The 14013-nt window shown below is 61.2% G+C and carries 10 protein-coding genes; all 10 read left to right on the top strand.

Annotated features, from left to right (window positions below):
* Window positions 1-19 precede the first annotated feature (19 nt).
* The 10 genes from AC0VX3_RS24885 (at window position 20) to lptC (ending at window position 14011) form a co-directional block, all read left to right on the top strand.
* Window positions 20-3178, top strand: a complete 3159-nt coding sequence (locus AC0VX3_RS24885) for a helicase-related protein (RefSeq protein ID WP_475522760.1) — start codon at window positions 20-22, stop codon at window positions 3176-3178.
* Window positions 3175-4995, top strand: coding sequence for a DrmB family protein (gene drmB / locus AC0VX3_RS24880; RefSeq protein ID WP_475522759.1), 1821 nt, complete (start codon window positions 3175-3177; stop codon window positions 4993-4995). Before AC0VX3_RS24885 ends, drmB begins: the two co-directional genes overlap by 4 nt.
* A 2-nt stretch (window positions 4996-4997) precedes the next feature.
* The gene (locus AC0VX3_RS24875) at window positions 4998-6674 is read left to right on the top strand and encodes an NERD domain-containing protein (protein ID WP_475522758.1); all 1677 of its coding nucleotides are present in this window, start codon (window positions 4998-5000) and stop codon (window positions 6672-6674) included.
* Between the two features lie 1052 nt (window positions 6675-7726).
* Window positions 7727-8368 (top strand): hypothetical protein, encoded by a 642-nt coding sequence (locus tag AC0VX3_RS24870; RefSeq protein ID WP_475522757.1) that lies wholly within the window; start codon window positions 7727-7729, stop codon window positions 8366-8368.
* 410 nt (window positions 8369-8778) lie between these two features.
* Entirely contained in the window at window positions 8779-11151 is a 2373-nt protein-coding gene (locus AC0VX3_RS24865) for a heavy metal translocating P-type ATPase (RefSeq protein ID WP_475522756.1), read from the top strand.
* A complete protein-coding gene (cueR, locus tag AC0VX3_RS24860; protein WP_475522755.1) occupies window positions 11148-11606 on the top strand; it encodes a Cu(I)-responsive transcriptional regulator in 459 nt (152 codons plus the stop codon). Before AC0VX3_RS24865 ends, cueR begins: the two co-directional genes overlap by 4 nt.
* Window positions 11603-12043 carry a c-type cytochrome gene (locus AC0VX3_RS24855; protein WP_475522754.1) on the top strand — a complete coding sequence of 147 codons (441 nt, stop codon included), beginning with the start codon at window positions 11603-11605 and terminating at the stop codon, window positions 12041-12043. The genes cueR and AC0VX3_RS24855 overlap by 4 nt, the downstream gene beginning before the upstream one ends.
* A 15-nt stretch (window positions 12044-12058) precedes the next feature.
* Window positions 12059-12514, top strand: coding sequence for a c-type cytochrome (locus AC0VX3_RS24850; RefSeq protein WP_475522753.1), 456 nt, complete (start codon window positions 12059-12061; stop codon window positions 12512-12514).
* A gap of 156 nt (window positions 12515-12670) precedes the next feature.
* Window positions 12671-13291, top strand: a complete 621-nt coding sequence (locus AC0VX3_RS24845) for a ribonuclease D (protein WP_475522752.1) — start codon at window positions 12671-12673, stop codon at window positions 13289-13291.
* Between the two features lie 54 nt (window positions 13292-13345).
* Entirely contained in the window at window positions 13346-14011 is a 666-nt protein-coding gene (lptC, locus tag AC0VX3_RS24840) for an LPS export ABC transporter periplasmic protein LptC (protein WP_475522751.1), read from the top strand.
* The last annotated feature ends 2 nt before the right edge of the window (window positions 14012-14013 follow it).

Genomic DNA, 14013 nt, shown 5'->3' with positions numbered 1-14013 from the left:
TGGTGTCTGGAGAACGTAAATGATTGATGCGCGCGACACACTCCTGGAACGGATGAAGGTCGATCTCATCGGCCCGGAGGGGCCGAATGAACTGATCTCGGATCGGCCGACTGATCGATACCTGACCGGAATCCTGTTCCCGCCTCGCACGACGATATCGCTGGAAGATGACGACGAAGCGAGCGAAGCTGACGATGCGGATGAGGTGGGGACCGCGCTGGATGGCATCAAGGCAGCTTCGGCATTCCGACCAAGTTCGGCTGGTCTTTCCTTTGCCGTCCGACCAAGCGGTTCGGCGTCCAGACTGCGGGTTCGGGTCGATGGGGCTCGTTACAGGCCCGAAACCGCGGCCGAAGATAGCGCCGGTCCAGCCAGGAAGCGGGTGCAGAGTTGGAGGCGAGATCCTCAATTCGCCGAGGTTTCGCTTGAACTCGTGGAACTGCGCGAGCAAGCAGCCCCCGTCATAAGCCTTGCAAGCAGCGGGCTTGCCGGAACGTCCTTACACTGCCGGATCGCCCCTTGGGGTGATATTCTGCTCGTGACGCTTGCGGTGACAAACGACGCGAGGCCGACCGAAGCAAGAAGTCGCGCAGCCAACGAGGAAGCAGCGCTTTTTCAGTTTTCGCTGAGTGTAGAATGCGAAGCCGATTGCAAGTTCGTTCCAAAGCCGGACAGGGCCGGATCGGCGAGCGACGAAGACGATGCCCGTGCGTCTGCGTTGCTGTATCGGCACGTGCGGCAATTCGCGGTAGGTCACACCTGTTCCGCGATGTGGGACGAGCCCGTTGATGGGGCTGTACGCCAAGTGAGGACAAGCTGGTTTCCGGAAGCCACCGTACATGTCGTCAGCGCGGAAGGCGATATCGAGTTTCGGCAGGACGAAGCTCGGTTGCCGCTCGCGGCGTCGTGGCTTGCATCCGAAGACGCTCCCAGTCTCTTCGCTGGACTGAAATCGTTCGTTGCAGCCTACACACAATGGGTTGCGAGGATGGAAGGGGCAGCGCTCGGCATGCCGCAGGAGCATTTCAAGCAGGCACAACTGCATATGCAACGCTGCCGAACCGCTGAACAGCGGATGCTAGCCGGTATCGCACTGCTGGAGTCGTCACCCGAGGCGCTGACCGCGTTCAGGCTCGCGAACACCGCTCTCGCGCTCCAGTACTCATGGCGCATCAATCCACAGCCTCCCGAACTGATCTGGCGGCCGTTTCAGCTCGGTTTCGCGCTCCTGTGTCTGGAGTCGATCGCAAACCCCGACTCCTCCGATCGCGAGACGATGGATCTGCTTTGGTTTCCGACCGGTGGTGGAAAAACCGAAGCCTATCTGCTGCTGACAGCTTTCACGATCTTCCTGCGTCGTCTCCGCGCAGCGGGGAACCCGAGCGGAGCGGGCGTGACAACGTTCATGCGCTACACCCTCAGACTTCTGACCATCCAGCAGTTCGAGCGCGCAGCTGCTCTGATCTGTGCCTGCGAGATGGTCAGGCGCGGCAAAGTCAAGCTGCAAAAGGTCAACCTGCCTGCACACTTCGCAACGGATTTGCCGATTTCCCTCGGACTTTGGGTAGGAGAAGGCGCCACACCAAACACAGTTTTGCAGGCGGAGCAGGTACTCGGTACAGAAGCCGATAGTTCGCCGGCTCAGTTGCGCAGTTGCCCATGCTGTCGTGAAGTCCTCGACTGGAAAATTTCGTCGGACAAGAGCCGTGTGGAGGTACGCTGCCTGACGAAGTCATGTGACGTGGGGCAGGAATTGGCATTGCTCCCGATCTGGACCGTTGACGAGGATGTCTATCGAGAGCGGCCGACATTGTTGATCGGCACAGTCGACAAGTACGCGCAGATCACGAGAAACCAGAAAACTGGCTGCCTTTTTGGCATCGGAACGGCGGCGGATTCCCCGGAGCTGGTGATCCAGGACGAACTACACCTGATATCGGGTCCCTTGGGCAGCCTAGCGGGGCTCTACGAGACCGCGATCGATGAATTGTGTCGCTCAAGAGCTGGCGTAAGGGCAAAGATCATCGGATCAACGGCAACGATCCGCAGAGCTGAAGAACAGATCAAGGCCCTGTTTGACCGCAGCTCCTTCCAGTTCCCCCCGCCCGGGCTGGATCACACCAATTCGGGTTTCGCGATCGAGAATCGTGATGTGCCGGGCCGTCGCTACGTAGGCATCTCGACCGTCGGTCGCTCGGCCAAATTCACTCAACAGGCTGTCGCTGCATCTCTGCTCCAGGCAGCTACCGACACGACGCTGCCGGCAGACAGGCGCGACGGATACTGGACCCTCGTCAATTACTTCAATTCGCTCAGAGAGCTGGGTGGCGCACTCGTTCTCATGCGCGACGACGTTGCGCGCAGTATCCGGGATTACGCCGCACGCAGACCAGGTGAGGTCGAGCGCGACGCAGGGATGCAGATCGAACTCACCAGCCGTGTCCGTTCCAGCGACATTCCGAAGTACCTCAAGGATCTGGAGCGTGCCTGGAGCGATTCCGACCACGTCGACATCGTTCTGGCGAGCAACATGATCTCGGTGGGGATGGATGTTTCTCGGCTGGGCCTGATGGTAGTCAATGGTCAGCCAAAGACAATTGCCGAGTACATCCAGGCCACTAGCCGGGTTGGCAGAAGCCAGCAGGCGCCCGGGCTTGTGATCACCTTGTTCAACGCGGCCAAGTCCCGCGATCGCAGCCGATACGAGACCTTCGCCAGTTGGCATCGCAGTCTTTACCGGGATGTGGAAGCGACGAGCGTGACCCCTTTCGCCCCGCGCGCACGCGACCGCGCACTTCATGCTCCGTATGTCGCAATGGTGCGCCATCTGGTTGAGGGGATGGAGAATCCAGGCGCAATCGAACACCATCAAGGAGAAGCTGAAACACTCTTGGAAACCGTAATTGCCCGCATCGAACGGATTGATCCGGTAGAGGCACAAGCTGCGCGCGCGCAACTCAACTCGTTCCTCGACGACTGGTTCGACCGACAGGGTCTGAAGAACTATTGGCAAGACTATGGAGAAGCACTTCTGACTTCGGCGGAAGCGGCAGCGGAGCGTGGGAACAAGGCACGCTTTGCCGGGCAGAAGCCGACCCCGAACTCGCTGCGTTCCGTTGAAGCTTCGGCATCGTATGTTCTTTTGGAAGGCGGATCGGACAGGGGGACAACACAATGAAGCCGATCGGCAAAATTCGCCGGAGTCAGGTTCTGACAGGCAATGGCCCAGGTGCGATCATCGACTTCAGAGGCGAGAACGGCGCGCCTGTCTCCGTAGTGGCGGCTGGCCTTGAGGCCTGGGATCAACTGGCCATCAAGAAAGGGCTTCTGAACGATCAACGCATTCATCATGAGCCACTTCAGGCGAGGCTCCAAGTGAACGGGTTCAGGTTACCTCCTGTCGGAGACGAAAAAGTCGGCAGGGAAAAGCGACCACGCCTCTTGCCCGCCTACAGGTTCCCGGATTGGCATGTCTGTCCGAAGTGCAACCTCCTGCAGCGTAGCCGCTTCTGGAGTTCCGAGATCGGGAAACCCGAGCTTTGGTGCCCTTCCTGCAGTTCCGGGCGAGGCAAGCGCATCAGGAAGGTATATGCAGTACCCGTCCGCTTCATCGTGACGTGCCCGGCAGGACATCTTCAGGACTTTCCCTGGATGTCATGGCCGAAGCACGCCGAATCCTGCTCCCGCAAGAAGCCTCTCACGCTCAACGGCGAAGGCGCCGGGTTGAAGGGGCTCAAGGTGCATTGTACCGAGTGCAAGTCCGAACGCGACCTGGATGGTGCCCTGTCCCCTGGCGCGTTGGGCAAGATTTCATGCGACGGCAGGTCACCCTGGCTCAGGAAGCAGCCAGAACCCTGCAACCATAAGCCAGTTGCCATTCAGCGTGGTGCATCAAACGCCTATTTCCCCGTAATTGAGTCCGCGCTTGACGTGCCGCCATTCGGTGGTTCCTTCCGGGATATGCTGGAGGATTTCTGGCCGGACATCATTTCGCTGGACGACAGGGCGCAGCTTCCCGACTTCGTGCGGAAGCGTATCCTTCCCGTGTGGCCTGAGCCTGACACGAAGCCGGAAGATCTGACCGCGCGGATATTGACCCTGCTGACAATGCTCGACAACAAGGCCGGTGACCTACGTCCCAACGAGCACCTGATGCTTTGCTCGGGCGGCCCGGACGGAGAAGAGTTCCCAGAGTTCCAGATCTCGCCTCAGGTGATCCCGAGCGATCTGAAGGGCGTTCTGGACCGTGTAGTCTCGGTTGAGAGGTTGCGCGAAGTCCGAGCTCTCAAGGCATTCACTCGTCTCAGCCCGGTGGAGGCCGCAGACAACAGCGCTTTCGTGGCGCCACTGTCCGAGAAGAAGTTGAACTGGCTTCCGGCAATCGAAGTCCGCGGAGAAGGCATATTCATCAACTTCGACGAGACAGCCGTACGTTCATGGGAGAACAACCCAAAGGTAATCGACAGGGCTGCGAAAGCGCATCAGGCCGCCGAGCGTGCGTGGCAAGACCACAACGGCAGCGATCACCTCTTCCCCGTGACGATCTCGGCGAGGTTGCTCCTGATACACACAACGGCCCACGCGCTGTCTGAGCGCCTGTCACTCGACAGCGGGTACTCGACTGCGTCCATCCGAGAGAGGTTGTACGTCTCGCCAAGTCCCGGCGGGATGTGTGGATTTCTTCTATACACATCCGCACCGGACTCCGATGGAACACTGGGCGGGTTGTCACGAAAGGGACGCACCAGCGAGATTGGCCCGATCCTGCTCGCCGCACTGCGAGATCTGGAGTGGTGCTCTTCGGATCCGCTTTGCAGCAGCGGCATCCTCTCGCTTTCAGAAGGATCTGGATCCTCGGCCTGTCACTGCTGCACCTTTCTTCCGGAAACCTCATGCGAGCATTTCAACCGCCACCTTGATCGCGGCATGCTGGTCGGAACACCCGCGAACCCAGAACTTGGTTTCTTCCGCAAGCTTCTGGATGGAAGGTCCTGAAGATGGCCCGTATGTATCCAAGGGAACTGCCACGTCATGTACTTGACAATCCGAAATTGTCTTCGGAGGTCCGCGTCTACGAACGCATGAGGGACAAACTGCCTGGAGATTACACCTGCTACTATTCGCGCTCCTGGCATGAAGCGGATCGCGACGGTGCCGAGTTCGACGGAGAAGCGGATTTCATCGTCGCGCATGCGGAACACGGGTTGCTGTTTCTCGAGGTAAAGGGCGGGAGGGTGAGCTGCCGCGAGGCCGACGGACAGTGGCTCAGTGAGGACCGTGACGGATTCAAGTTCCGGATCAAGAATCCATTGTCACAGGCACGCAGCAGCAAGCACCATTTCCTGAAGCGCCTCAATGCAAGCCGTGCGCTGAGCGGTCGTTTCGTCAGAGCACGCCATGGCGCTATCCTTCCCGGCAGTGTCCGACCTAGGCGAGCCCTGGCGCCAGATGCGCCGCTCGAGATCATCGCGTTCGGGGACGACATGGAAACTCTCGATCGCTGGATTGCCCGTCGGATGACGGAAGGTGACGACCATCGCGAAAGCCCTTTGGGATTGGGCGGCCTGAGAGCGCTGGAAGAGCTTCTTGCCAGCCATTTCGAACTAAGGGCCCACATCGGAGTCAGCCTCGCCGACGATGCCAGAACCATCGAGCGGCTGACTGCCGAACAGTCGTGGATCCTCGACTCACTCGCAGACAACAAGGAAATGGCAATTTCGGGCGGTGCGGGCAGTGGCAAGACTGTGCTGGCCGTTGAAAAGGCCACAAGATCGGCCGCTGACGGGCGACGTACGCTTCTGACATGCTACAACGCGCCGCTAGCCGCCCATCTTCGAACGGTCTGTCAGGGTAATGAAGGCCTCGTGGTAGCCAGTTTCCATGCGCTTTGCCGAGCCCTCGCACAAAAGGCTGGCATCGAACTGCCCTCAGATGGTGACCAATCGGTGTTCGACCACCTTCTTCCCGAGGCCCTTGTGGAGGCGGTCAGCAACAACCCCGATCTCGGCTTCGATACTGTCATCATCGATGAGGGGCAGGACTTTCGTGACTCCTGGTTGCACGCCCTACGCCTCACCATCAGAGATTCGGAAACTGGCGGCTTCTATGTATTCTACGACGACAATCAGCGCCTGTTTTCTCCGGAAAAGGGGTTCATAGACGCTCTCCCAGCATCGTCCATCGCACTTACAAGGAATCTTCGAAACACGCGACGGATTCATTCTCTCGTGGCAAATTGGTATCAGGGCCGACGAAGCATCCCTGCAGGACCTGAGGGAGAGCCGGTTGGAAACCTCATTTGTCGCAAGGGCGAAATGGCCCTTTCGCGCGTAAACGAACGGATTGCACAACTGCTGCGCTCCGGTCAGATCACGCCGGGCCAGATTGCGGTTCTTTCGGGAACAGGTAGCATCTCCGTTGTTCTTCCTGGCAAGATCGCTGGCTACACAACCTGCCGAGCCGATGATGTTCGGCCTGACCACATCGTTGTTGACACGGTCCGGCGCTTCAAGGGGCTGTCGCGTCCATGCGTCTTTCTTATCGGGATCGAAGGTCTGACCGACCCTAATCTGATCTATGTCGCAACAAGCCGCGCAAATGTACTTCTGGAACTCGTCGGGACAGCCGAGGACATCGCTCGCCTTGTGCAAGAAGTTAAGGCCAGCGAGCTGTAAACGCGGTCCGGTATATGCTCAGGTTAATTTTCAATCGTACCGATCTTTGTGTAATTGATCCTCGAATGCAATCACTTGATGTACCATGCAAAAGTAGATGCATTCGCGCACGATTCTTATACCTGCTCGTTCCCCAATGAGTTGATCCACGGTGATGTGAAGGACAACGGAGGATCAAAGATGGGAAACATGAAAATGATGAGCCAACCAACGCAACAAAAGCTTTCTTCCCAGTTTGTGCTGATCCTGTAGGTTGGTGCGCCTCTGGTCGCTTTCTTCAAGGCCCTCCATCAATGGTGCATGTTGTTGGTCTTTCTGTTGGTCTTCTGAAAATCGAACTAGAAAATAATAATATAAAACAGAAATTTATGAGTTAGATCACATGCCTCTCCTGGCACCAAATTCCCGTTTCGGACAGCCTGCCAACGTCCGAAACACTCAAAAAAAAGCTCCGGTTTTCCGGGGCTTTTTTTGTTTGTGGGTTTTGGTTTGCGGCGTTCGGTGCTGTCCTGCAGGGCCTGTCCTTCACGTCGCCCCGGCGCCTTCCCCGACTAGATCGGAGATCCATGCGACATCGCGATCTGGATGGGCTTCTGTTCAGTCCGCCGGGCGGCAGCGTCATCAACTGTTCCAACTGCCCTGCAAACGAATGGCCCCCGGTCGCGCTGCGCTTGCCGGGGGGGGCTCCGAGGGGAGGACCGCCATTGCGTTGCGTCCGGAACAAGTCATCTGGCAACGCGCCCTGTCCACACACTTCCGTGTCATCACCCGGCTTGACCCGGTGGTCCATGCCGACCAGGTGTTCAAAGCCGATCCAGGCTTTTGACCCGAAATGGCATGGATGCGATGGTCGAGCCGTGGCAGGCAGCATGGGGGGAGAGGAACAACAAGCGGCCTTGCCGAAATGCCGACATAGGTCCCGTTGACCACCTGAGTGGATGACGACGGCGAGAGCGGAATTGTATCGGCGGTCCGTGGGGCGTTTGGATGGTCCTTTTGAGGAAGCCGGAAGCGGAATTGACGGGTTTAACGATTTTTACAGGGAGCCACCCATGCGCCAACCAAGATCGATGAAAGGCCTCGAAACCCTCGGCCGGGTGCGCCTGTCGGAGAATTTTTTCATGCGGGATTTTCTCTATTCGGAGATTTCAAATTTTTATGGAATTCTGAACATCCCGCATTATCCGGATGTCGCGGTCGAGGCGGGCACGAAACTTTGTGAGAACCTGCTGGAGCCGTTGCGTGCCGCCTTCGGGCATGTGGCGATCCGCTCCGCCTACCGCTCGCCGGAGGTCAACGCCTTCGGCAATGAGAACGATCTCAATTGCGCCCGCAACGAGGCCAATCATGCCCATCACATCTGGGACTACCGGGACGGCGCGGGGCGTCTGGGGGCGACCGGCTGCATCATCGTGCCCTGGGTGCACGACCGATACAGCGCGGAGGGCGACTGGCGCCGCCTTGCCTGGTGGATTCACGATCACCTGCCGTATAATTCGCTCTGGTTCTTTCCGAAACTCTGGGCGGTGAACGTCAACTGGCGCGAGCAGCCGGAACGCCGCATCGACAGCTATGCCGCGCCCGTGGGCCTGTTGACCAAGCCGGGGTTCGACAACCATGCGGGTGATCACGCCGGCTGGTACGAGGGCTTTCCGGAGGGCCCGCAAGCGAAGCGCGGCGGCAGCGGGGTGTAGCAACCTCAATTGATAGGTACCTGCCTGATGGCATCGCCTCGATTTGCCGACGAGGCGCGCTGCGAAGGGCGGTCTGGTTGACCGTTCAAGCAGCGCAACGCTGCCCGGCGCGCCGGAACAAGCCACCGGAGGCCGTGTTGGGAGATTGTTCTGCTGCGTCGCACGTCTTTGCCAATGGCCCAAATCGCCCTGCGACGTGCTCCTTGCCGCCCACCTGTCCGCCCACCTGTCCGCCCACCCGTTGCCCGAAGGCCCGGTCAGGTCCAGCCCGGTCCGGTCTGGCCCGGTCAGACCTGGCGGCCGACCACGGGCGGCGCGGTTCCGGCTGCGTGTTTTCCCGTGCTTGACCTTCCAGTCACGGGAGGGTCTATCTGAAAGACCCGTCGATATTCAACAGAGCCCTCGAGACCATGCACGACACCGCCGTCAGGCCCGCAGAACCAACCGCCGAGACCACGGCCACCGACCCTGTCTGCGGCATGTCCGTTGCGCTCGGCCGGGGCAAGCCGTCGCTCAGCTACAAGGGCACGGACTATCATTTCTGCAGTTCCGGTTGCCACGACAGGTTCGAGGGCGACCCCTGGTTCTATCTGTCCGGCAACAGCGCCAGGAAAAAGGCGCGGGACGCGGAGCAGAGCCCGGGCGGCGCGCTGTTTTCCTGTCCGATGGACCCGGAAATTGTCCAGGAAGGGCCGGGCACCTGCCCGATCTGCGGCATGGCGCTGGAGCCGATGAGCGGCGTCTCCGATGAGCCCAATCACGAGTTGATCGATTTCAGCCGCCGGCTGCGGGTCAGTGCCCTGGCCGCGATTCCGCTGCTGATCCTGACCATGGGGCCGATGCTCGGCGTGCCGGTCCGGAGCTGGATCGGCGAAGGCCTGGCGATCTATCTGGAGGCATTGCTGGCGACGCCGGTCGTGCTGTGGGCGGCGCAGCCGTTCTTCAAACGGGGCTGGACCTCGCTGGTCACACGACATTTCAACATGTGGACCCTGATCATGATCGGGGTCGGCGCCGCCTATCTCTATTCCATGGTGGCCGCGTTCCTGCCGTTCCTGTTCCCCGAAACGCTGAAAGGCGAGAGCGGGCACATGCCGGTCTATTTCGAGGCCGCGGTGGTGATCGTCGCGCTGGTGTTCGTCGGCCAGGTGCTGGAACTGCGCGCCCGCGAGCGCACCGGCGACGCCATCCGCGCGCTGCTGGATCTTGCGCCCAAGACCGCGCGCCGGATCACGCCCGAAGGCGACGAATACGACGCGCCGCTTGAAAACATCCTGGCGGGTGACCGGCTCAGGGTCCGGCCGGGGGAGGCCGTGCCGGTCGACGGGGTTGTCGTGGACGGCGGATCGTCGGTGGACGAAAGCCTGGTCACCGGCGAGCCGGTGCCCGTCGAAAAGGCCTCTGGAGACAAGGTCACCGGCGGCACGCTCAACAAGACCGGGTCCTTCGTGATGGAGGCGAAGCTGGTCGGCGCCGACACGATGCTGTCCAGGATCGTCGACATGGTGTCGTCCGCGCAGCGCTCGCGCGCGCCGATCCAGGGCCTGGCCGACCGGGTCGCCACCTATTTCGTTCCCGCCGTCGTTGGCGCTGCCGTGCTGGCCTTTGCCGTCTGGCTGGCGGTCGGACCAAGCCCGTCGCTGGTCCATGCGATCATCGCCGCGGTGTCCGTGCTGATCATCGCCTGCCCCTGCGCGCTCGGTCTGGCGACGCCCATGTCGATCATGACCGCCACCGGGCGCGGCGCCCAGGCCGGCGTGCTGGTGAAAACCGCCGAAGCCCTGGAACGCCTCGCCTCGGTCGACACCCTGGTCATCGACAAGACCGGGACGCTCACGGAAGGAAAGCCGTCGGTCAGCGAGATCGTGCCGGCGCCCGGCAGGACTGAAGACGACCTGCTGCGTCTGGCCGGGGCGCTGGAGAAGGGATCGGAGCATCCGCTGGCGGAATCCATCCTGGAGGAAGTCGGCAGACGCGGCCTGGACCTGCCGGAAACGGCGGACTTCGAGGCGGTCACGGGCAAGGGCGTGCGCGCGCTGGTGGAGGGCAACGAGATCCTGTTCGGCAACGCGGCATTCGCCGCCGAAACCGGCGCCGACCTGTCGGACCTTGCAGACCGCGCGGGGGAACTCGCCGAGCTGGGCAAAACGGTGATGCATCTGGTCCGCAAGTCCGGCGGCGCCGCGCGGCTCATCGGGCTTGTCGCGGTCGCCGACCCGGTCAAGCCGAATGCCCGCGCGGCCATCGATGCGCTGCATGAGGACGGCATCCGGATCGTGATGGCAACCGGCGATGCGCCGCGCACCGCCGCGGCAGTCGCCGGTGCTCTGGGGATCGACGAGGTCCATGCCGGCGTGCTGCCGGCCGGCAAGAAACAGCTGATCGAGGATCTCAGGGCCGGTGGCCGCGTCGTGGCCATGGCCGGTGACGGCGTCAATGATGCGCCGGCGCTGGCCGCCGCCGATGTCGGGCTCGCCATGGGCACCGGCGCGGATGTCGCGGTGGAAAGCGCCGGCCTGACGCTTCTGAAGGGCGATCTGGAAGGCATTCGGCGCGCCCGCACGCTGGCGCGCGAAACCGTCCGCAACATCCGCCAGAACCTGTTCTTTGCCTTTGTCTACAATGCGGTCGGCGTGCCGGTCGCCGCCGGGGTGCTCTACCCGGTCTTCGGCATTCTGCTGTCTCCGATGCTGGCGGCCCTGGCCATGAGCCTGTCGTCCGTTTCGGTGGTCGGCAATGCCCTTCGCCTGCGCGGCCTGGACCTGGAAAAGGGGGAGAAATGAACATCGGCGCGGCTTCCTGGCAAAGCGGATTGCCGGTCAAGACCATCCGTTACTATGAGGAAATCGGTCTGGTGCGGCCCGCGCGCAGCGAGAACGGCTACCGGGACTTTCTGGAGACCGATCTTCAGCGGCTGAAGTTTCTGCAGCGCGCGCGCAGTCTCGGTTTTTCCATCGACAAGTGCCGTGAACTGCTGTCGCTTTACGAGGACCGCAACCGGGCGAGCGCGGACGTCAAGGAAATCACCCGGGCGAAAATCGATGAGATCGATCGCAAGATCGAAGAGCTCCAGTCCCTGAAACGAGTCCTGTCGGACCTGGTCCGGGCCTGCCACGGTGATGACCGGCCGGACTGTCCGATCATCGACGACCTGTCCGGAGCGCCGGGGGCGCAGGACAGCGGCGAGGCAGGAGGGGGCAAGGCGGAAGGGGGCAAGGCAGGAGAGAACAAGGCATGAGAAAACAAGGCCTGCTCGGAAAACTCCTGATCGTCTCGGCCGGTCCGTTATTGGCCGTTCTGGGTGTTCTTGCCTGGGGCTGGCTGACGGAAGACGGCGACAGGTCTGACAGGGCGGGTGCGGCCATGGTTGCCGTCAGCGTGCCCGAACTCGGCGGGCAGGCCCTTGAGGGCGAGAGCCTCTTCAAGGACAATTGCGCGGTGTGCCATGGCGTCAATGCAGCCGGCCGCGACGGGGCCGGCCCGCCGCTTGTGCACAGGATCTACGAGCCGGGCCATCATGGAGACGGCGCTTTTCTGCTGGCGGCGCTGCGCGGGGTGCGGGCGCATCACTGGCCGTTCGGCGACATGCCGCCGGTCGAAGGCGTCTCGCAAAGTGATGTTGAAAGCATTGTTGCCTATGTGCGCCTGTTGCAGCGGGCGAACGGCATCAACTGACGCGGAGGACTTTTGATGAAAAAATTGCGGGTTGGATCTGTCCTGCTGGCCGGGATTGTGGCGGCAGGAGCGGCCTGGGCCCATGGCGGCGCGACCGGCATCGTCAAGGAGCGCATGGACGCCATGTCGGACATCGGCGGACAGATGAAGGCGGTCGGACGGATGCTGAGGGCCGGTTCCTACGATCCGGCACTGGTGTCTTCGGCCGGCGCGACCATCGCGGGCCATGCCGGAAAGACGCTTGTCGACCTGTTTCCCGACGGCAGCCTGGAGGCGCCGACCGAGGCAAGCCCCGCGATCTGGACGGACCGGGCAAAATTCCAGGCCTATTCGGACGACCTGCAGGCAGCCGCAAGGGTGATGAAGCAGCTCGCCGACCGCGGCGCGGACACGCAGGAGGTCGCCGGCGCTTTCGCATCGCTTGGCGGAACCTGCAAGACGTGCCATGAGGCTTTCCGCATCAAGAAGTAGGCAGGCGGGCGGGTGAACTGGCGGGCGGGTGAACTGGCGGGCAGGTGAAGGCGTTTCAGCGGTCAAGATGCTTGCCACACGCGACGGCATGTTCTACCTGACGGTCAAATCGAAAGCTAAATTGCGAGCCGGAGCCGCCGAAGGAGACGAAACGTCATGACGATCCGCTATCACAAGGGCGATTTGCCGGACCTGAAAGCCTATGAGACGGCAAGCGCGGTGGCGGTCGACTCCGAAACGCTCGGCCTCAATCCCAACCGGGACCGCCTTTGCGTGGTGCAACTGTCTCCGGGAGACGGATCGGCGGATGTGATCCAGATTTCCAAGGGCCAGAAAACGGCTCCGAATCTGGAGGCGCTCATGACCGATCCGGCAAAAGCGAAGATTTTTCATTTCGCCCGGTTTGATGTCGCGGTGTTGCTGCACTATCTGAATATCCGGGTCACGCCGGTCTGGTGTACCAAGATCGCCTCGAAGCTGGTGCGGACCTATACGGACCGGCACGGATTGAAGGATATCACGCGCGAACTGATCGGTGTCGAATTGTCCAAGCAGCAGCAAAGCTCGGACTGGGCTGCGGAGACGCTCAGCGACGCCCAACTGGCCTACGCGGCATCGGATGTGCTTCATCTGCATGCCTTGAAGGAAAAACTGGAATTCATGCTCGCCCGCGAGGAGCGTGGCCACCTTGCCGCCGCCTGTTTCGAATTCCTGCCTGTCCGGGCGGAACTCGATCTCAAGGGGTGGGAGGAAACAGACATCTTTGCCCATTCGTAACTGTTTTGGGATAATGCGGTTCGCCGTGGAACAAGAGCGTGGTCGGAGACCTTGTTGAGCGCTGTCACTGATTTTCCGGGAGGGTCGGCTCCCAACGGGGCAGCTCCCACGAGGGGATTGAACCGCACGCAGCGGGCGGCGCGCCGGCACAGTGTGCTGGTGCGTGTCCTGCGCTGGCTCTTTCCCGGCATCGGTCTGCTGATTCTCGCCGGCATGATCGGACTGGTGGTCCTGTTCAACCTGCTCAACAGTTTCGGTGCCTCCAACGTCATGCTGACGAGTGAGGGACTGGTGATGGACCAGCCGGAACTGTCGGGCCATGACGGCGACCGGTCCTATCAGGTGACCGCGCGGCGCGCCATTCAACGGCTCAGCGATCCGCGCATCATCGATCTGGAGACCATCCGCGCCGACATCGTTCTGGGCAAGGACCAGAGCGCCGAGATCATCGCGCTCAAGGGCACCTACAACAATGCCGCGGAAACCCTCAGGCTGTACGAGGGCATCCAGATCGAGTGGAGCGAAGGCTACAAGGTCGATCTGTCCGAAGTGGGGATCAATCTGACCAACGGTGCGATGACAACGACAGAGCCGGTTTCCATCCGTTCAGATCAGGGTCATGTTGTCGCCGGTAAACTCGATTACGACAAGGCCAAGGGTCTCGTCCGGTTCTCCGACGGGATCAAGATGACACTCAACCCGGCCTCGCAAGGACAATAGGC

The organism is Roseibium sp. QJM3NY_11 (assembly GCF_056173175.1).
This window is presented reverse-complemented; position numbering and strand designations above follow the sequence as displayed.

Excerpts from the sequence above, each read along its gene's own strand:
- cueR (WP_475522755.1), top strand. The coding sequence starts at position 11,148 with ATGAACATCGGCGCGGCTTCCTGGCAAAGCGGATTGCCGGTCAAGACC.
- AC0VX3_RS24875 (WP_475522758.1), top strand. The coding sequence starts at position 4,998 with ATGGCCCGTATGTATCCAAGGGAACTGCCACGTCATGTACTTGACAAT.
- AC0VX3_RS24850 (WP_475522753.1), top strand. The coding sequence starts at position 12,059 with ATGAAAAAATTGCGGGTTGGATCTGTCCTGCTGGCCGGGATTGTGGCG.
- AC0VX3_RS24845 (WP_475522752.1), top strand. The coding sequence starts at position 12,671 with ATGACGATCCGCTATCACAAGGGCGATTTGCCGGACCTGAAAGCCTAT.
- drmB (WP_475522759.1), top strand. The coding sequence starts at position 3,175 with ATGAAGCCGATCGGCAAAATTCGCCGGAGTCAGGTTCTGACAGGCAAT.
- AC0VX3_RS24870 (WP_475522757.1), top strand. The coding sequence starts at position 7,727 with ATGCGCCAACCAAGATCGATGAAAGGCCTCGAAACCCTCGGCCGGGTG.
- AC0VX3_RS24885 (WP_475522760.1), top strand. The coding sequence starts at position 20 with ATGATTGATGCGCGCGACACACTCCTGGAACGGATGAAGGTCGATCTC.
- AC0VX3_RS24865 (WP_475522756.1), top strand. The coding sequence starts at position 8,779 with ATGCACGACACCGCCGTCAGGCCCGCAGAACCAACCGCCGAGACCACG.
- AC0VX3_RS24855 (WP_475522754.1), top strand. The coding sequence starts at position 11,603 with ATGAGAAAACAAGGCCTGCTCGGAAAACTCCTGATCGTCTCGGCCGGT.